The 18,909-nt window shown below is 70.5% G+C and carries 17 protein-coding genes; 13 read left to right on the forward strand and 4 right to left on the reverse strand.

The window, feature by feature from the left end:
- Positions 1-196: 196 nt before the first annotated feature.
- Positions 197-583, reverse strand: coding sequence for a DUF5318 family protein (locus MF672_RS10465; protein ID WP_242374581.1), 387 nt, complete (start codon positions 581-583; stop codon positions 197-199).
- A 134-nt stretch (positions 584-717) separates the two neighbouring features.
- Here MF672_RS10465 and MF672_RS10470 point away from each other — a divergent pair, with 134 nt between their 5' ends.
- Both MF672_RS10470 and MF672_RS10475 read left to right on the forward strand, forming a co-directional pair.
- Entirely contained in the window at positions 718-1,302 is a 585-nt protein-coding gene (locus MF672_RS10470) for a PadR family transcriptional regulator (protein ID WP_242374582.1), read from the forward strand.
- Between the two features lie 13 nt (positions 1,303-1,315).
- Positions 1,316-2,395, forward strand: coding sequence for an inositol-3-phosphate synthase (locus MF672_RS10475; protein WP_242374584.1), 1,080 nt, complete (start codon positions 1,316-1,318; stop codon positions 2,393-2,395).
- Positions 2,396-2,431: 36 nt separating this feature from the next.
- Here the strand turns inward: MF672_RS10475 and idi are convergent, their stop codons facing one another.
- A complete protein-coding gene (gene idi, locus MF672_RS10480; protein ID WP_242374585.1) occupies positions 2,432-3,016 on the reverse strand; it encodes an isopentenyl-diphosphate Delta-isomerase in 585 nt (194 codons plus the stop codon).
- A gap of 107 nt (positions 3,017-3,123) precedes the next feature.
- Here idi and MF672_RS10485 point away from each other — a divergent pair, with 107 nt between their 5' ends.
- Entirely contained in the window at positions 3,124-4,410 is a 1,287-nt protein-coding gene (locus MF672_RS10485) for an MFS transporter (RefSeq protein WP_242374586.1), read from the forward strand.
- Here MF672_RS10485 and MF672_RS10490 read toward each other — a convergent pair.
- Entirely contained in the window at positions 4,390-5,790 is a 1,401-nt protein-coding gene (locus MF672_RS10490) for a CCA tRNA nucleotidyltransferase (RefSeq protein WP_242374629.1), read from the reverse strand. The genes MF672_RS10485 and MF672_RS10490 overlap by 21 nt on opposite strands.
- 151 nt (positions 5,791-5,941) lie before the next feature.
- Here MF672_RS10490 and MF672_RS10495 point away from each other — a divergent pair, with 151 nt between their 5' ends.
- The 8 genes from MF672_RS10495 (at position 5,942) to trxA (ending at position 14,910) form a co-directional block, all read left to right on the forward strand.
- Entirely contained in the window at positions 5,942-6,466 is a 525-nt protein-coding gene (locus MF672_RS10495) for a YbaK/EbsC family protein (protein WP_242374587.1), read from the forward strand.
- Between the two features lie 50 nt (positions 6,467-6,516).
- Complete coding sequence (locus tag MF672_RS10500) at positions 6,517-8,634, forward strand: DUF6049 family protein (protein ID WP_242374588.1); 2,118 nt, start codon at positions 6,517-6,519, stop codon at positions 8,632-8,634.
- Entirely contained in the window at positions 8,631-10,238 is a 1,608-nt protein-coding gene (gene murJ / locus MF672_RS10505; RefSeq protein WP_242374589.1) for a murein biosynthesis integral membrane protein MurJ, read from the forward strand. Before MF672_RS10500 ends, murJ begins: the two co-directional genes overlap by 4 nt.
- A gap of 146 nt (positions 10,239-10,384) precedes the next feature.
- Positions 10,385-11,893 (forward strand): protein kinase family protein, encoded by a 1,509-nt coding sequence (locus MF672_RS10510; RefSeq protein ID WP_242374591.1) that lies wholly within the window; start codon positions 10,385-10,387, stop codon positions 11,891-11,893.
- Positions 11,894-11,908: 15 nt separating this feature from the next.
- The gene (gene sigM, locus MF672_RS10515; protein WP_242374592.1) at positions 11,909-12,544 is read left to right on the forward strand and encodes an RNA polymerase sigma factor SigM; all 636 of its coding nucleotides are present in this window, start codon (positions 11,909-11,911) and stop codon (positions 12,542-12,544) included.
- Complete coding sequence (locus MF672_RS10520) at positions 12,534-13,439, forward strand: anti-sigma factor family protein (protein ID WP_242374593.1); 906 nt, start codon at positions 12,534-12,536, stop codon at positions 13,437-13,439. The genes sigM and MF672_RS10520 overlap by 11 nt, the downstream gene beginning before the upstream one ends.
- Positions 13,440-13,652: 213 nt before the next feature.
- Complete coding sequence (trxB, locus tag MF672_RS10525; RefSeq protein ID WP_242374594.1) at positions 13,653-14,585, forward strand: thioredoxin-disulfide reductase; 933 nt, start codon at positions 13,653-13,655, stop codon at positions 14,583-14,585.
- Positions 14,586-14,595: 10 nt separating this feature from the next.
- A complete protein-coding gene (gene trxA, locus MF672_RS10530; protein WP_242374595.1) occupies positions 14,596-14,910 on the forward strand; it encodes a thioredoxin in 315 nt (104 codons plus the stop codon).
- Between the two features lie 145 nt (positions 14,911-15,055).
- On the opposite strand, the gene MF672_RS10535 is transcribed toward trxA, so the two are convergent.
- Positions 15,056-15,673 carry a GNAT family N-acetyltransferase gene (locus MF672_RS10535; RefSeq protein ID WP_242374596.1) on the reverse strand — a complete coding sequence of 206 codons (618 nt, stop codon included), beginning with the start codon at positions 15,671-15,673 and terminating at the stop codon, positions 15,056-15,058.
- Between the two features lie 155 nt (positions 15,674-15,828).
- Here MF672_RS10535 and MF672_RS10540 point away from each other — a divergent pair, with 155 nt between their 5' ends.
- Together MF672_RS10540 and MF672_RS10545 are read left to right on the forward strand one after the other, a co-directional pair.
- A complete protein-coding gene (locus MF672_RS10540) occupies positions 15,829-17,178 on the forward strand; it encodes an aminotransferase-like domain-containing protein (protein WP_407654718.1) in 1,350 nt (449 codons plus the stop codon).
- 156 nt (positions 17,179-17,334) lie between these two features.
- Positions 17,335-18,291, forward strand: a complete 957-nt coding sequence (locus tag MF672_RS10545; protein ID WP_242374598.1) for a D-alanine--D-alanine ligase family protein — start codon at positions 17,335-17,337, stop codon at positions 18,289-18,291.
- Positions 18,292-18,909: the final 618 nt, after the last annotated feature.

Consider the following 18,909-nt stretch of genomic DNA (forward strand, 5'->3'; position numbering starts at 1 on the left):
CTGTGCCTGACTCCAGGGAGATTCACCGGTTTGAGGTGGAGAACCTTGGGGCACAGAACGGGATGAGCTGGAGCGACGGCGCCTCCCCGGGCGAGCCGTCCCCTCATTCATGCTGTTACTCACACGTCCTCGCACTGTCGTCGGAAACAAAAACGGCGGTTGGGCGTGAGGTTCCTCGGCGCCCTCGGTGGTCCGGTCACGCTTGGCCGGCGGGGTCAGGCGGCCCGTTCCCGAGGACGTACGAAACCGTCAGGTGGTTCCAGGAACAACCTTGACAGACCTCGACGACGTACACCCGGAACTCATCGTAATCATGAGCCATCGCGACGAGTTCCGATGCGGCCTTCGCCTGTCCGGCCTGCCTGCCGAGGGAATCCCCGTAGACATAGGTCACGTGAGTGACGTTCTCCCTCTCGCAGACCGGGCAGAGGCGTTCGGTCGGCTCGCCGAAGTGGCGCGCCGCGCGAAGGAGGTACGGCTGTGCGTCACAGACTTCGCCGCGCGACGTGCGCCCGGAACGCAGGGAGCGGACCACCGCCCTTTTCGCGAGGCCGTAATCCACCACCCTTCGCTGTGACCACATGAGCGCCAGACTACGGCGTTTCAGCGGATCATCCCAACGCCTTGGAAAATCCACAGATTGCAGCGATATAGCGGCTCGACGTATCCTGGGGATGTATCGGCTCGATACATCGACGCGAGAGGAGGGCGGTTCCCATGGCCGGCGGGCAGGGCAGGGTCTTGGAACTGGCCGTGCTCGGGTCGCTGCACGAGACGCCGCTACACGGCTATGAGCTGCGCAAACGCCTCAATGCCCTGCTGGGCATGTTCCGCGCGTTCTCCTACGGCTCCCTGTATCCCTGTCTGCGATCGCTGCTCGCGCGCGGCCTGATCACGGAGGAGCAGCCCGCTCCTGCCACGATCGTCGGCGGCCGTTCGAAGATCGTTTACAAGCTGACCGCCGAGGGCAAAGAACGGCTGCAAGAACTGCTGACACAGGCCGGGCCCTCTGCTTGGGAGGACGAGAGCTTCGGTGTGCATTTCGCATTCTTCCGGCACACCGAGGCCGAGGTGCGCCTGCGCATTCTCGAAGGCCGCCGTAGCCGGCTCGAGGAGCGGCTCGACGCCGTGCGGACGGCGTTGGCCCGCACCAGGGAGCGTCTCGACAGTTACACGCTCGAGTTGCAGCGCCATGGGCTCGAGTCGGTCGAGCGCGAGGTGCGCTGGCTCAACGAGCTGATCGCAACGGAGCGTCGGGCCTCGGAAGGGCCCGAAAGAGATACCACGTCAACTGATGAGTAAGGGAGCGAGTGCGATGGGTTCGGTTCGCGTGGCCATTGTCGGTGTCGGCAACTGCGCGTCGTCGCTGGTCCAGGGCGTTCACTATTACAAGGACGCTGATCCGAACACCCGGGTCCCGGGCCTGATGCACGTGAAGTTCGGCGACTACCACGTCGGTGACGTCGAGTTCGTCGCGGCCTTCGACGTGGACGCCAAGAAGGTCGGCCGCGACCTCTCGGAGGCGATCGTCGCCAGCGAGAACAACACGATCAAGATCTGTGACGTGCCGCCCCTGGGGGTGACGGTCCAGCGCGGGCACACCTTCGACGGTCTCGGCGAGTACTACAGCGAGATCATCGAGGAGTCCGACGAAGCCCCCGTGGACGTGGTCCAGGTGCTTCGCGACAACCAGGTCGACGTCCTGGTGTCCTACCTGCCGGTGGGCTCGGAGGAGGCCGACCGCTTCTACGCGCAGTGCGCGCTCGACGCCAAGGTCGCCTTCGTCAACGCGCTGCCGGTGTTCATCGCCTCCGACCCCGAGTGGGCCGCGAAGTTCACCGAGGCGGGCGTGCCGATCGTCGGCGACGACATCAAGTCGCAGGTCGGCGCCACGATCACGCACCGCGTGCTGGCCAAGCTGTTCGAGGACCGCGGGGTGGAGCTGCTGCGCACGTACCAGCTCAACTTCGGCGGCAACATGGACTTCATGAACATGCTGGAGCGCAAGCGCCTCCAGTCGAAGAAGATCTCCAAGACGCAGTCGGTCACCTCGCAGATCCCGCACGAGATGGGCAAGGCCGACGTGCACATCGGGCCGTCGGACCACGTGCCGTGGCTGGACGACCGCAAGTGGGCGTACGTGCGGCTGGAGGGGCGCTCGTTCGGCGACACCCCGCTCAACCTGGAGTACAAGCTGGAGGTCTGGGACTCGCCGAACTCGGCCGGCATCATCATCGACGCCGTCCGGGCCGCGAAGATCGCCCTCGACCGGGGCATCGGCGGGCCGATCCTGTCGGCGTCCTCGTACTTCATGAAGTCGCCGCCGGAGCAGTTCTCCGACGACGAGGCCCGCGAGTACGTCGAGAAGTTCATCAGGGGCGAGGTCGAGCGCTGACCCGTTCCCCCCGGCCGCCCGCCGGCCGCCCGCCGGTCAGAGGCGGGCGGCCGGGGGCAGCTCGGCGGTCGAGGCCGGCTCCCACGTGAGCGGGTCGGCGCCCAGCTCGGCCAGCAGCGGCACCTGCTGCCGGCACCACGGCGACAGCGCCAGCAGCCCGTTCTGCGCGCCCTCGGCGAACTCCTTCCACGGCATCCACACCGTCTCCCCCACCTCCTCGGGGTTGGCCGCCACCGGCCCGGCGACGACGACCCGGTAGACCGGGCACAGCTCGTGCTCGACGATGCCGTTGGCCATCACGGCCCGGTAGGAGAAGGCGGGCAGCATCAGGTCGGCGGCCTCGGCGCCGAGCCCCAGCTCGTACGACAGCCGCCGCAGCACGGCCCGGTCGACGGGCTCGCCCGGCAGCGGGTGGCCGCAGCAGCTGTTGGTCCACACCCCCGGCCAGGTGACCTTGTGGTCGGCCCGCCTGGTGAGCAGCACGCGGCCCTCACGGTCGAAGACGTAGCTGGAGAACGCCAGGTGAAGGGGGGTCTCCGGGCCGTGCACCGAGGTCTTGGGTGCGGTGCCGAGCGCGCGGCCGTCACGGTCGACCAGCACGACGTGTTCCTCTGTCGTCACGCTTTGAAGCGTACGCAATCGGAGTCACCGCGAGGAACATCGGCAGCGGCCTGCTGCACCAACCTCTCGGGCATCCTAGACGACGGCCGCCCGGCTAGGCTGACGGCGTGTCCTTCGTCGCCGATCTCCGCGTGGTCCTGCAGGGCAGGGACTTCCGGCGTCTGTTCGGCACCCGGCTGGTCTCCCAGTTCTCCGACGGGATCTTCCAGTTCGCGGTGGCCGGGTTCGCCTTCTTCAGCCCCGAGAGCCAGACCACCGCGCTCCAGGTGGCCGCCGGGCTGGCGGTGCTGCTGCTGCCGTACAGCGTCCTGGGGCCGTTCGTCGGCGTCTTCATCGACCGCTGGCCGCGCCGCCAGATCCTGGTGCTCGCGCCGCTGGTGCGCGGCGCGCTGCTGCTGGTGGCCGCCGGGCTGGTCGCCGCCGACGTGCCCGACCCGGCGTTCTACGCGGCGGCGCTCGGCGTGCTCGCGGTCAACCGGTTCTTCCTGGCCGCGCTCGGCGCCTCGCTCCCCCACGTCGTGCCGGCCGAGCGGCTGCTCGCCGCCAACGCGGTCGTGCCGACGGCGGGCACGGTGGTCACGTTCGTGGGCGCGGGGGCGGGCTTCCTGCTGCGCGCGCTCGCCGGCGGCGACGACCTCGGCGTGGCGGTGCTGCTGGTCGTCTCCGGCGTGGTGTTCGGGCTGAGCGCGCTGATCGCCAGGCTGATGGACCGGATGTTGCTGGGCCCCTGGCCCGACCCCGACCGGCCGCAGGCCCGCGAGGCGCTCCGCAACGTCGTCACGGGCCTGGCCGACGGCGCGAGACACCTGGCCGGCCACCGGTTCGCGGCGGCCACGGTCGGCGCGATGGCCGTCCACCGCTTCTTCTACGGCATGGCCACCGCGCTCGGCATCATCCTCTACCGCTACTACTTCACCGACGGCGACGCCGACGCCGCGCTCGCGGGCATCGGCCTGGTCGTGGCCACCTCCGGCGCGGGCTTCTTCGTCGCGGTGCTCATCACGCCGTGGGCGACCGGCCGCTTCACGATCGAGCGCTGGGTGCCGATCGCGCTGACGGCGGCCGGGGTGCTCAGCGCCGCGCTGGTGCTGCCGTTCCAGGAGTGGGGCCTCGCGGCCGCCGGGTTCGTGCTGGGGGTGGCCGGGCAGAGCGTGAAGATCTGCGCCGACACCGCCGTCCAGCGCGACGTCGAGGACATCTACCGGGGCCGCGCGTTCTCCCTCTACGACATGCTCTTCAACGGCATGTACGTGCTGGCCGCCGGCCTGTCGGCGGCCATCCTGCCGGCGAACGGCAAGTCGTACCTCGCCGTGGCGATCATCTCGGTCGGCTACCCGCTCGCCGCGTTCGCCTACCGGACGGTCACCGCGCGCTCACGCGCCCGGCTCGGCTGACCTCGCCCACTCCAGCAGCGCCTCGGTGGCGGCCTCCTTGCCGATCACGCCCTTGTCGAGCCTGAGGTCGAGCAGGAACTTGTAGGCCTTGCCCACCACCGGCCCCGGCCCGACGCCCAGCACCCGCTGGATCTCGTTGCCGTCGAGCTCGGGCCGGATCTTGGCCAGCTCCTCCTCCTCGGCCAGCCGGGCGATGCGCTCCTCGAGGTGGTCGTAGGTGCGCGAGAGGGCGGCGGCCTTGCGCTTGTTGCGCGTGGTGCAGTCGGCCCTGGTCAGCTTGTGCAGCCGGTCGAGCAGGTGGCCGGCGTCGCGGACGTAGCGGCGCACCGCGCTGTCGGTCCACTCGCCGGTGCCGTAGCCGTGGAAGCGCAGGTGCAGCTCGACCAGCCGGGAGACGTCGGCCACGACGTCCTTGGGGAACTTCAGCTCGGTCATGCGCTTCTTGGTGAGCTGGGCGCCGACCACCTCGTGGTGGTGGAAGGACACTCGGCCGCCCGCCTCGTGGCGGCGCGTCTTGGGCTTGCCGACGTCGTGCATGAGCGCCGCCCAGCGCAGGACGCGGTCGGGCTTGCCGTCCTCCTCCTGCGCGATGGCCTGGTCGAGCACGGTGAGCGTGTGGTCGTAGACGTCCTTGTGGCGGTGGTGCTCGTCGATCTCCAGGCGGAGTTTGGGCAGCTCGGGCAGGACGTGGGCGGCCAGGCCGGTCTCGACCAGGAGTCGCAGGCCCTCCCTGGGGTAGGTCCCGCAGATGAGCTTGTCCAGTTCGTCCCGTATGCGCTCCGCGGAGACGATCTCGATGCGGCCGGCCATCTCCGTCATCGCGGCCAGCGCGGCCGGGTCGACGGTGAAGCCGAGCTGCGAGGCGAACCGGGCGGCCCGGAGCATGCGCAGCGGGTCGTCGTCGAAGGAGCGCTCGGGCGGGCCGGGGGTGCGCATCACCTTGGCGGCCAGGTCGTCGAGCCCGCCGTACGGGTCGACGAACTCGTGGCCGGGCAGGCGCACGGCCATCGCGTTGACCGCGAAGTCACGCCGCTCCAGGTCGGCCTCCAGCGTCTCGCCGTACATGACCTCGGGCTTGCGCGACTTCGGGTCGTACGACTCGCTGCGGTACGTGGTGACCTCGATCAGCCAGTTGTCCTTGCGCAGGCCGACCGTGCCGAAGTCGATGCCGATCGTCCACACCGAGTCGGCCCAGCCCCTGACCAGTTCCAGCACCCGCTCCGGGCGGGCGTCGGTGGTGAGGTCGAGGTCCTTGCCGACCCGGCCGAGCAGGAGGTCGCGCACGGGGCCGCCCACCAGGGCCAGCTCGTGCCCGTGCGCGGCGAACAGGCGGCCGAGCTCGTCGGCCACCGGGGCGATCTTGCGGAACAGGTCCGTCATGGCCCGCCGCTGGCTGTCGGTCAAAGTTGAGTCCAGCACTGCCGGGTTGGTCCTTCGTCATCCGGAACATATCCCCCGGGCCACATGAGGTCCGGGTTACCTTCGGTCAAGGGACCGTCGGGGGCCATGGCAACGAGGCTAGGAGGTCTATATGAAGGACGCCCTCGCGATCCACCGCTGGCTCCTCGCTCACCAGGTCCATCATGAGATCGTACGCCTTCCGCGCCCCATGACTTGCGCGGACGAGCTTCCCGAGACGCTCTCCGCGGCGCCGGAGCGGTGCCTGATGGTCACGGTGTTCGAGGTAGCCACCAGGGTCGGCCGCGAGGCCGTCGTCGCGGTCGCCTCCCCGGTGTCCGCTCCTCCGCGTCCCGGGGGCGTGGGCGGCCTGCTCGGCGTGCGCCAGGTGCGCCCCGCCGCGGCCCATGTCGTCAACGCCGCCACCGACTACGCCCACGGGCTGGTCTGCCCGCTGCTGCTGCCGGAGTCGCTGCCGCTGCTCATCGACGACCGGTTACGCGCCGGCACCGAGCCGATCTTCACCGCCACCGGAGAGCGCCACACCGCCCTCAGCATCCGCGCTCTCGACCTGCTGACTCTCCTGCCAGGCAAGATGGTCGACCTGCGCGGCCCGCGGCCGAGAGGATCACGTGAGGCGGTCGCACGGCGGCACTGAGCCCGTACCATTGCGGGCGTGCGTCGTCGTACTCCAGCCCGGGCTGCCGCGTGATCCGTAAGACCGCGCTGCTCGCCGTGCTGTCCGCCGCGTTGCTCGCCCCCACCCTGGCGGCGGCGCCGAGCACGGCTGCCACGAGCGCCCAGACCCGCAGGCAGACGCTCTCCGTCGCCATCACCTCGATCACGCCCGCCGTGCCGCGCGCCCTCACCGACGTGATCAAGATCACCGGCACCGTGCGCAACGACAGCGGCGCCGACATGAGCGGCCTCAAGGTGCGCCTCCGCTACGACCCGCAGCGCGTCACCGACCGCGCCGCCATGACCGCCTACGCGAGCGACCAGACCACCGCGACACTCCCGGTCAACGTCTCCACCCGCAACTCCTTCATGGACCTGGAGCCCCTGGCCGCCGGGGGCACCGCCCGCTGGGAGTTCACCGCCACGCCGGTGCAGCTCGGCCTGCGCGAGTTCGGCGTCTACAAGATCGCCGTGGACGTCGCCCAGTGGGGCGTGCCGATCCAGGCGGAGCGCACCTTCCTCACCTACGCGCCGCCGACCACACAGAAGCTCCCGCAGACCAGGCTCGCGGTCGCGCTGCCCATCATCGACCAGCCCCACCGGGCCACCGACGACCCCGTCCTCGTCGACGACAAGCTGAGCCAGTCCATCACCGGCAAGGGCCGCCTGGCCGACCTGCTGCGCATCGCCCAGTCCGCGCCGAGCAGCGTCACCTGGTTCGTCGACCCCTCGCTGCTCGACGACCTCACCACCATGACCAAGGCGTACAAGGTCAAGACCAAGGACGGCGACCAGGACCGGCCGGCCAGCGCGGAGGCCGGGACGTGGCTCCAGGGGCTGCGCACGGCGCTCGCCGCCGCCCCCGTCGTCGCGGTCCCGTACGCCGACCCCGACGTGACCGCCCTCGCCCACCAGGGCCTGGACGACCAGCCCGACCGGGCGATCACGCTCGGCGGCCAGAAGGCCAAGGCCCTGCTCGGCCGCGACGTCAAGACCACCGTCAACTGGCCGCCCGCGGGCCTGCTCGACGCCGACGCGCTCGACCTGCTGTCGGTCAGCGACGCCAAGGTCGACACGGTCCTGCTCAACTCGACCAACCTGCCGCCGCAGCAGCAGCCGCTCACCTACACGCCCGACGCCGCCGCGACCCTCGACGCCGTCGACGGGCCGGTCACGGCGCTGGTCGCCGACCCCGAGCTGAGCCGCCTGTTCGAGCCGCAGGCCGGCACCTCGCTGCTGCTCAGCACGCAGCGGTTCGTCGCCGAGACCGCGATGATCGCCCTGGAGCCCGGCCAGACCCAGGCGAGGTCGCTGGTCGTCGCCCCCTCCCGGCGCTGGGACCCCAACCCGGCGCTCGTCAGCGGCCTGCTCAAGACCGCGCGCCAGCTCCCCTGGCTGCAGCTCACCCCGCTGGAGTCGATCAAGCCCGGCAAGGCGTCCGTCCCGCGCGCCGGGCTGACCTACACCGACCAGGACCGCCGCGAGGAGCTGAGCGCCAAATACCTGGCGCCGGTCAAGGAGATCACCGCGGAGGCGCAGCTCACCGCGTCCATCACGGCCACGCGCACGCAGTCGTCCTTCGACGCGGCGGTGCTGCGCGCCACCTCCTCGGCCTGGCGCAACAGCACGCGCATGGGCCGCTCGGTCACCAACGCGGTCAGCGGCGCCGTCACCGAACGCCTCCAGCGGGTCCAGATCACCGGCGTCGGCCCCGACCGGCCGCGGACGCTGGCCGGCAGCAACGGCTTCGTGCCCATCAGCGTCAAGAACTCGATGGGCGCCGAGGTCCGGCTCTTCATCGACGCCAGACCCGACGACCAGAAGCTGCTGCAGGTCAGCGTCAAGCAGGACGAGCCGCTGTCGATCGGCCCCGGCCAGAGCGGCACGGTCCAGGTCTGGATGAACGCCACCCCGGGCACCAGCGGCGACGCCACGGTGACCGTCCAGCTCAAGACCGCCGACGGCAAGCCGTACGGCAAGCCGCAGCGCCTGACCATCCGCACGACCGGCTACACCGGCATCGCCTCGGTGATCGTGGGCGCGGCGCTCACCGTCATGCTGGCGGCCGTGGTCACGCGGGTGCTGCGGCGCAGGGCCGAGCGCAGGCGCGCGGCGTCGGCCAAGAACCGGGAGAGTGAGACCGTATGAGCCGCATGTTGCGGGCCAGCGCCGTCATGGCGGCCGGGACGATGGTGTCCCGGGTCACCGGGTTCGTGCGGACCATGGTGCTCGCCTACGCCATCGGCACGGCGGCCCTGGGCGACGCCTACAACGCGGCGTACGCGATCCCGTACAGCATCCTCGACCTGCTGCTGCTGGGCGTGCTGAGCAGCGTCGTGGTGCCGATGATCGTGCGGGCGCAGCAGCACGACCCCGACGGCGGCCGGGGCTACGAGCAGCGCCTGCTGACCGTGGCGACGCTGGCGCTGACCGCCGTGGCGGTGCTCGCGGTGCTCGCCGCGCCGCTGCTCATCGACCTCTACACCGGCTGGGCGCCGGGCAGCAGGAAGTACGAGGTCGGCGTCATGCTGGCCCGGTTCATCCTGCCCCAGCTGGCCTTCTTCGGCATCGGCGCGGTGGCGGGCGCGATCCTCAACACCCGCGACAGGTTCGGCGCGCCGATGTGGGCGCCGGTGATCAACAACCTGGTCGTGATCTGCGTGTTCGTCATGTACGCGCTGGCCAGCCAGGCGCGCGACGACATCGGCGCGGTCACCACCGGCGACCTGGCGCTGCTCGGCCTCGGCACCACGGCCGGCATCGTGGCCCAGGCCGCGGTGCTCATCGTGGCGCTGCGCCGCATCGGCTTCTCCTTCCGGCCGCGCTTCGACCTGCGCAACGCGCGGCTGGGCGAGATGGGCAAGGCCGGCGTCTGGACGATCGGCTACGTCATCGTCACCCAGCTCGGCTTCCTGCTGACCACCAACCTGTCGTCCTCGGCGGGCGACGCGGTGCCCGGCCACGGCATCAGCCCCTACACGCTGGCCTTCCAGCTCTTCCAGCTCCCGTACGGCGTCATCGGCGTCTCGGTGATCACCGCCATGCTGCCCCGGATGAGCAGGGCGGTGAGCGAGGGCCGGCTCGGCGAGGTGCGCGAGGAGTTCGGCTCCAGCGTGCGGCTCATCTGCGCGCTGATGGTGCCGGTGTCGCTGCTGCTCATGGTGCTCGGGCCGGCGATCACCGTGCCGATCTACGGGCACGGGGCCAACTCCGTGGCCGACGCGGTCTACATCGGCAACGTGCTGCAGGTGTACGGGCTCGCCCTGGTGCCGTTCTCGGTGTTCCAGCTCCTGCTGCGGGTGTTCTACAGCTTCGGCGACACGCGGACGCCGGTCTACGTCGGGGCCGGCACGACCGCGGTCAACGCGGGGCTGATGGTGCTGTTCTACGTGCTGCTGCCGGCCCGGTACGCGGTGATGGGGCTGGCGCTGGCGTACGCGATCGCGTACGGGATCGGCGCGGTGCTCGCCTGGTGGCTGGCCGCCCGCCGGGTGCACGGCCTGGACGGCTGGTCGATCGGCATGTCGATGACCCGGATGTACCTCGCCTCGCTGCCCACCGCCGTGCTGGCGCTGGCCGCCGTGTGGGCGGTCACGCAGGCGTTCGGCGGTCTCGGTTTCGTCACCTCGCTCATCGTGCTGGCGGTCGGCGGCGGCCTCGGACTGCTGCTCTACCTCGGTGTGGCGCACAGAATGCGCATACCTGAGGTCAACTCGATCGTTGGGATGGTCGCCCGACGGGTAGGTCGGTAAAGAAACTCGGCACTACGATGGAGTCCGACACGCGCGAATGGAAGCAGGAGGGGCGTGGGCGGATCCACCCGGCATAGCGTGCCTTCGTGGGACACCACCACGCGGGAGTGTCGAGTCATGCCCGATCGGCCAAGCGGAGTGAGCCTGTGAGCACGTCGGCCGTCGAACCCGGCACCCGCCTCGCCGAGCGCTTCCGGCTCGAGGACCGCGTCAGCGAGTCCGACGGCGCGACGCTCTGGAAGGCCATCGACGAGATCCTCGCCCGTCCGGTGGCCGTGCACACCTTCGCCCCCGACTTCCCGCGCGTCCACGAGGTCGTCACGGCCGCCCGCGCGGCCAGCCGCCTCACCGACCCGCGCCTTACCCAGGTGTTCGACGCCGCCGAGGACGACAAGCACGCCTACGTCGTCAGCGAGTGGGTCACCGGCGAGACGCTGGCCGACCTGCTGTCCGGCGGTCCGCTGGAGCCCGAGCGCGCGGCCGGCCTGGTGGCCGAGGCCGCCGAGGCCCTGGCGCACGCCCACGAGTCGCGCCTCTACCACCTGTGCCTGCGCCCGGCCCACCTGGTGTGGACCACCGGCAATACCGTCAAGGTGCTCGGCGTGGCGGTCGACGCCGCCATGTACGGCCTGACCACCGACCAGCCGGCGCTCGACGACGCCGAGGGCCTCGGCCGGCTGCTGTACGCGGGCCTGACCGGCCACTGGCCGGGCGACGAGGAGGAGGGCGGCCTGCCCGCCGCCCCCATGATCGACGGCCACTTCTGCACGCCGCGCCAGGTCACCGCCGGCGTGCCCGGCTACTTCGACGCGGTGACGGTGCGGGCCTGCCTGCCCGAGTCGCGCAAGGGCCAGGGCGCGCTGTCCAGCCCGGCGGAGATCGCCGAGGCGCTGGCCGACGTGGCCCGCCCGATGCCGATCCCCATCGCCTACCCCGCCACCCCGACGGTGCCCGCCGCGTCCCGCTCGGAGGGCCTCGACACCGCCCACCGCCCCACGAGCACGCCTCCCCCGCTGCCGCCGGGCCCGCGGCGCCCGCAGGGCGGCGGCGGCACGCTCAACCGGGTGCTGATGACGATCGTGGTGCTGCTCGTCATCGCCGCGGTGGGCGTGGGCGCCTGGACGATCGGCCGCAGCCTGGGCAGCGGCACCGAGCCCGAGGCCAAGCAGGGCACGCCGAGCGCCACCACCTCCTCCTCCGCGCCGGTCCAGGCGATCGAGCCGGACAAGGCCAAGGGCTTCGACCCGCTCGGCGACGGCGACGAGAAGTCGGAGAAGGCCGGGCTGGCCCTGGACGGCAAGCCGAGCACGTTCTGGGAGACCGAGGGCTACACCAGCGCCGAGCTGGGCAATCTCAAGAAGGGCGTCGGCCTGCTGCTCGACATGGGCAAGTCCGTGCAGATCAGCGACGTGGTCGCTACGCTGTCCGACACCCCGGGCGCGAACGTCGAGCTCAAGGTGGGCGACTCCGCCGACCTCGGCTCGCTGAAGACGGTCGCCTCGGCGAAGGACGCGTCGGGCAAGACGACCTTGAAGCCCGACCAGGCCGCCACCGGACAGTACGTTTTGATCTGGTTTACACGTGTTCCGGCGGATGCAGGCAAGTTTCATGGCACCATCTATGAAGTAGTGGTGCATTCTCCCGGATCGGCATAATCAGGAAACTCTCTTGTGAACTCCCCACCCGAGACACCTTCAGCAGCGGATCGGCCCGCGGTCACGGACGCCGAGCTGCTGACCGCGCACATCAACGGGGATCCTCACGCCTTCAGCGAGATCGTCAAACGGCACCGCGACCGCATGTGGGCGGTCGCCCTGCGCACGCTCGGTGACCCTGACGAGGCCGCCGACGCCGTGCAGGACGCCTTCGTCTCCGCCTACCGCAAGGCCGGCACGTTCCGCGGCGAGGCGGCCGTCACCACCTGGCTGCACCGCATCGTGGTCAACGCCTGTCTCGACCGCATGCGGCGCAAGTCCGTCCGGCCGGTCGCCGACGACGAGCTCATCGAGGCGGCCGAGCGCGAGACGCCGCTGCCCGACCACACCGTGGAGCGAGAGGTCTCCCTGGAGGTTTCGGCCGCGCTGAAACTGCTGCCCGCCGACCAGCGCGCGGCCCTGGTGCTCGTCGACATGATGGGCTATTCGGTCGAAGACGCAGCTCAGGTGCTGGACGTGCCGAGCGGCACCGTGAAGAGCCGGTGCGCCCGCGGGCGCGCGAAACTTGCCCCAATTCTTTCGCATCTGCGGAACCGATCGGACCTCAATCGCGTCTCATCCGCGAAGGGAGCAGAACTTCGTGACGGGTGATACGCACTACGATCTGGAAACCCTCGCCGAGTTGGCCGAGGGTCTCCTGAACGCTGCCGAGGCATGCCAGGTCCGCGAGCATCTCGCGGTCTGCGACCCCTGCGGGGAGCTGCTGGCCGACCTGGCGGCGGTTCGCGAGGTGCTCGCGGCGACCCCCACACCGGCCATGCCGATGGGTGTCGCACTGCGCATCGACAAGGCCCTGGCGGCCGAGGCGGAGACTCGGCGCGCCGGCGTCGGCCTCATGGAGACACCGGACTGGGACGACCTCATGCGGGACGCCCCCTGGGAGCGGCCGGCCGAGCCGGTGGGCCGCCCGGGCGCCCCAGAGGACGCGCCCGAGCCGGTGCGCCTCGGGGTGGTCTCCGACGACGGCACCATCGTCCCCGCGCGCACGCGCTCGGCCCGGCGGCGCCGGTGGGCCCTGCCGGCGGTGGCCGCGGCAGCGGCGGCGGCCGTGGTCGGCACGGCGGTGGTCTCGACCAACCTGCTCGCCTCCGGCGGCTCAGGGCCCTCGTCCGCGCCGATCGCGCTGCCGTCCAGCGGTCCGTCCAAGAGCATGCAGATCGCGCCGGCGTACAAGCTGACCGACAGCGGCTACAACTACAGCGACAACGAGCTGCGCAAGCCCATGGAGCAGTTCTTCGGCTTCGCTCAGGCGCAGCAGCCGATCGGCGGCGACAGCTCGGGCGGCGACCCGGTGGCCAAGTGTGTGGCCAAGGTGGGCGACCGCAGCGGGCTGGAGGCCTTCGCGGTCGACCAGGGGCAGTACAACGGGCAGGAGGCGCTCATCGTCACCTCCTGGAAGAACCGGGCCGCCAAGCGGATCCGCATCGACATCGTCGACCCGTTCAACTGCAAGAACCTGCGCAAGCCGGCTCTCGGCCGCTGGTAGACCGTTCACGTCCGCGACGGCAGGGCCCGCTCCGGCGGGCCCTTTCGTTTTCCTGGGGATTACCCTGTGGAAAAGTACGCACAACGGCCTTGTCCGCAGGTCGGCGAGGCACGGAATCGGCTCGCGGCGGCGTCGCGGGTAGGGCGGGGAATCAGTGCGCCCTAGGATCTGTTGACGCCCGTGCAACAGCCAGACGAGGAAGGCGTGGGAGCGTTGAGCGACGTTCGTAACGTGATCATTATCGGATCCGGGCCTGCCGGCTACACCGCGGCCGTCTACTCCGCGCGCGCCGAGCTCAAGCCCCTGGTCTTCGAGGGCTCCGTCACCGCCGGCGGCGCGCTCATGAACACCACCGACGTGGAGAACTTCCCCGGGTTCCCGGACGGGATCATGGGGCCCGACCTGATGGACAACCTGCGCAAGCAGGCCGAGCGGTTCGGCGCCGAGCTGGTCGCCGACGACGTCGTCGAGGTGGACCTCAAGGCCACCCCCAAGGTCGTCAAGACGCACACCGAGACCTACTACGCCAAGTCCGTCATCCTGGCCATGGGCTCCGGCTACCGCGAGCTCGGCCTGGAGAACGAGAAGCGGCTGTCCGGCCACGGCGTGTCCTGGTGCGCCACCTGTGACGGCTTCTTCTTCCGCAACAAGGACATCGTGGTCGTCGGCGGCGGCGACACGGCGATGGAGGAGGCCACGTTCCTGACCCGGTTCGGGCGCATGGTCACCGTGGTCCACCGGCGTGACGAGCTGCGGGCCAGCAAGATCATGCAGGAGCGGGCGTTCGGCAACGACAAGATCCGCTTCATCTGGGACTCCGAGGTCACGGACGTGCTCGGCGACACCAAGGTCGAGGCCGTCAAGCTGCGCAACGTCAAGACCGGCGAGGAGTGCGAGCTGGCCACCGACGCGCTGTTCCTCGCGATCGGCCACGACCCGCGCACCGATCTGGTCAAGGGCCAGATCGAGCTCGACGAGAACGGGTACGTCAAGGTCGCCTCGCCCAGCACGGCGACCAACATCCCCGGCGTGTTCGCCGCGGGCGACGTCGTCGACCACACCTATCGTCAGGCCATCACCGCGGCCGGCACCGGCTGTGCGGCCTCGCTCGACTCCGAGCGCTGGCTCGCAGACAACGACAAGTAAGGAGCGCACCGTGAAGGCAGTCACCGACAAGACCTTCGACGCAGAGGTTCTCAAGAGCGACAAGCCCGTGCTCGTCGACTTCTGGGCGGAATGGTGCGGCCCGTGCCGTCAGGTCTCGCCCATCCTCGAGGAGATCGCCAAGGAGCACGGCGACAAGCTGGAGATCGTCAAGCTGAACATCGACGAGAACCCCGAGGTTCCGCGTCAGTACGGTGTGCTCCAGATCCCGACGATGAACGTCTACAAGGGTGGCGAGGTCGTCAAGCAGATCATCGGCGCCAAGCCGAAGGCCATGCTGCTGCGCGAGCTCGACGGCATCATCTAGGCCGCGTCCTGCGGCGGTCGTGATGATCGCCTCTCGTGGCTGATCGCCTCTCGCGGCTGATCGCCTCTTGTGGCGCGCTTCGCCTGGCACCGAGCCCCTCGCGGTCCTCCGCGGGGGGCTCGCCCATGAGGGGCCTCAGCACCTCTCAGACGGGACGCAGGGCCCGCTCCGGGCTCATGGAGCCGAGGAGGCGCTCCAGGGCCACCTCGACGTCCTCACGCCACGACACGGCGCTCTTGAGTTCGAGCCGCAGCCGCGGAAATCGCAAATGCGGACGAACAGTCTTAAATCCCACAGAAAGCAAGTATTCGGCCGGAACGACGCAACTAGGCTCTTCCCACTTGAGGTCGCCGAAGGCCTCGATGGCTTTCACCCCGCGCCGCGTCAGGTCCTTGGCGACGCCCTGGATGAGCATGCGCCCGAGGCCGCCGCCCGAGAACTCGGGGATGATGTGCGCCGTCATCAGCAGCACCGCGTCCGCGCTGACGGGCGAGGTGGGGAAGGCCACCGAGCGCGGGCTGTAGAGCGGCGGGCTGTAGAGCACGAACCCGGCCGGCACGCCGTCCACGTACACGATCTTGCCGCAGCTCCCCCACTCCAGCAGCGTCGCGGAGATCCAGGCTTCCTTCTCCAACCCCGGATCGCCCGAGTCCACCGCGCGCTCCCCGCTCATGGGGTCGAGCTCCCAGAACACGCACCGCCGGCAACGCCGCGGCAAATCTTCAAGATTGTCCAGGGTTATGTTGACCAGCCGGCGCGACAACTACGGCCCCTATCGTTGACCCGGAAAAGCGCGCGAAAACCGCGTCCACAGGTGGCATCGTAGCCCAGTGAAGAAGACGCCAGCGGACACCACGTCGGTCGAGCCCGGTCACGTACGACCCGTCCGTCTGGCGTAATCTGGTATTTCGACCCGATATGACACCTAGGAGGTGGGCCGTGACGGAAGAGCAGGATCACGGTCAGACACCCGCGCCGACCCAAGGGTCGCGCATCGACGCCTACGTCGATCGGTACGCCGCGCGAGCTACCGGGATGGTCGCCTCCGAGATCCGAGCTCTTTTCGCCGTCGCGTCGAGGCCCGAGGTGGTCTCGCTCGCGGGCGGCATGCCGTACGTCACGGCCCTTCCCCTCGACATGGTCGGCGAGCTGGTCTCCGAGCTCGTCACCCGGCGCGGCCCGGTCGCGCTGCAGTACGGCTCCGGCCAGGGCGACCCGCATCTGCGCGAGCAGATCTGCGACGTGATGCGCCTTGAGGGGATCCAGGCCACGGCGGACGACGTGGTCGTCACCGTGGGTTCGCAGCAGGCGCTCGACCTGATCACCCGCATCTTCATCGACCCGGGCGACGTGGTGCTCGCCGAGGGTCCCTCGTACGTGGGGGCGCTGGGTACGTTCGCCGCCTACCAGGCCAAAGTGGTGCACATCGCCATGGACGATCAGGGCATCGTGCCCGAGTCCCTGGCGCAGACCATCTACGCTCTGGAGACCGCCGGCGCGCCCATCAAGTTCCTCTACACGATCCCCAACTTCCAGAACCCGGCCGGCGTCACGCTCAACATCGCCCGCCGCCAGCAGGTGATCGACATCTGCCAGCGGGCCGGGGTGCTGGTCATCGAGGACAACCCGTACGGGCTGCTCGGCTTCGACGGCGAGCCCATGCCCGCCCTGCGCGCCGACAACCCCGACGGGGTCGTCTACCTCGGCTCGTTCTCCAAGACCCTCGCCCCCGGCTTCAGGGTCGGCTGGGCGCTCGCCCCGCACGCGATCCGCGACAAGCTCGTGCTCGCCATGGAGTCGGCCGTGTTGTCGCACTCGTCGTTCACGCAGCTCGCCGTGGGGCAGTACCTCGCGACGCAGCCGTGGCGGGAGCAGATCAAGACCTTCCGCGAGCTCTACCGCGAGCGACGTGACGCCCTCCTGGACGCCCTCGACTCCCTGATGCCGCCGGAGGTCACCTGGACCCGGCCCGGCGGCGGCTTCTTCGTCTGGGCCACCCTGCCGGAAGGGCTCGACTCCAAAGCCATCCTGCCGCGCGCGGTGGCCGAGCGGGTCGCGTTCGTCCCCGGCACCGGGTTCTTCTCGGACGGCAGCGGGGCGCGGCACATGCGCCTGTCGTACTGCTACCCGGAGCCCGACCGCATCCGGGAAGGCGTGCGGCGGCTCGCGGGGGTGATCGAGCAGGAGATGCAGCTCCGCGACACGTTCGGCACCGGCTCGGTCCGCGACCACAACGGCGTCGACACCCCGGGCCCCGACCTGGCCTGACCGCTCACCACCGGCCCGGGGCGGGCCACACCGCCCGCCCTGGCCGCTCTCCTCTTGCCGGACCCGGCGCGGAACCGCGGGATGACCACCTCACGTACACCATTCGCCCCCGACGCCGGTACGCTCGGACAGCGTTCTGTCAGCAGAGGAGAAGTGATGAGCGATCTGGGCCACGTGCTGGTGCTGGCCGGCGGCCTCTCCTACGAGCGAGAGGTGTCCCTGCGCTCGGGCCGCCGGGTCAGCGAGGTGCTGCGCGCCGCCGGCGTCGACGTCGAGACCCGCGACACCGACGCCTCCCTCGTGCCCTCGATCCTCGCCGACCCCCCGGACGCGGTGTTCGTGACCCTGCACGGCGGCGCCGGCGAGGACGGCGCCATCCGGTCCGTCCTGGAGCTCCTCGACGTGCCGTACGTGGGCGCCGACCCCGACGCCTGCCGCGTCGCCTTCGACAAGCCCACCGCCAAGGCGGTCGTCCGCTCCGTCGGCCTGAGTACGCCGGAGTCGGTCACGCTGCCCAAGGAGACCTTCCACGACCTGGGCGCCACGGTCGTGCTCGGACGCATCATCGAACGCCTCGGCCTCCCCCTCTTCGTCAAGCCGGCCCGGGGCGGCTCCGCGCTCGGCGCGTCGATCGTCCGCACCGCCGAAGAGCTGCCCGCCGCGATGGTCGGCTGCTTCGCCTACGGCGACACCGCGCTGATCGAACGCTACGTGGACGGCGTCGAGGTCGCCGTCTCCGTCGTCGACCTCGGCCACGGCCCCGTCGCGCTGCCCGCCGTGGAGATCGTCCCGGACGAGGGCGTCTACGACTACGCGGCCCGCTACACCGCCGGGCACACCGAGTTCTTCGCTCCCGCCCGCCTCTCCCCCGCGGCCGCCGCCGCCTGCGCCGAGACCGCCGTCACCGCCCACACCGCCCTCGGCCTCCGCGACATCTCCCGCACCGACCTCATCGTGGACGCCGACGACGTCCCGCACTTCCTGGAGGTCAACGTGGCCCCAGGAATGACGGAGACCTCCCTGCTCCCGATGGCGGCGGAAGCCGCGGGCCAGGACCTCGGCGACCTCTGCCGCACCCTCCTCCAGAACGCCGCCACCCGCTCCCACCCCTAACCCCTCCCCACCCCTACCACCAGCCCCCTTCTCCCCCCACCAACCCTCCCCCACCACCATCCCAGCCCAGTCCTTCCGCACGCCCAGCTCTCCCCACCGTCAGCGCTCCCGCAACTGCCCTCCCACCACTGTCCCTCCCGGGCCCAGCCCTCCCACCTCTGGCCTCTCACGCGCAGCCCTCCCACAGCCGCCTTCCTGGCTGCGCTCCCCCGCTCGACTCTCCTGCCGCCTCCCCTGATCGGCCTCCTGGCGCCTCCCCCTGCCCAGCTCTCCTGGCGCCTCCATGCTCGGCCCTTCTGGCGCCTCCATGCTCGGCCCTTCTGGCGCCTCCATGCTCGGCCCTGCCCACGGCGCTCTGCTCGGCCTTCCCGACGGCGCTCTGCTCGGCCTTCCCGACGGCGCTCTGCTCGGCCTTCCCGACGGCGCTCTGCTCGGCCTTCCCGACGGCGCTCTGCTGCTCGGCCCTGCCGACGGCTCCTCATGCCCGGGCCTCCTTGGCGCCTCCCCAGGAGGGTGGCCACCCGCGCCCAGCCCCCGCAACCCCCTCTCCAGGCGTGGGACTCCCCCCTGCACCGCACCCCTCGGGCCGGAGCCTCCCCGCCCTCCCTGCCATGTCCT

The sequence above is a fragment of the Actinomadura luzonensis genome, from assembly GCF_022664455.2.
GTDB classification, from domain to species: Bacteria; Actinomycetota; Actinomycetes; order Streptosporangiales; family Streptosporangiaceae; genus Nonomuraea; species Nonomuraea luzonensis.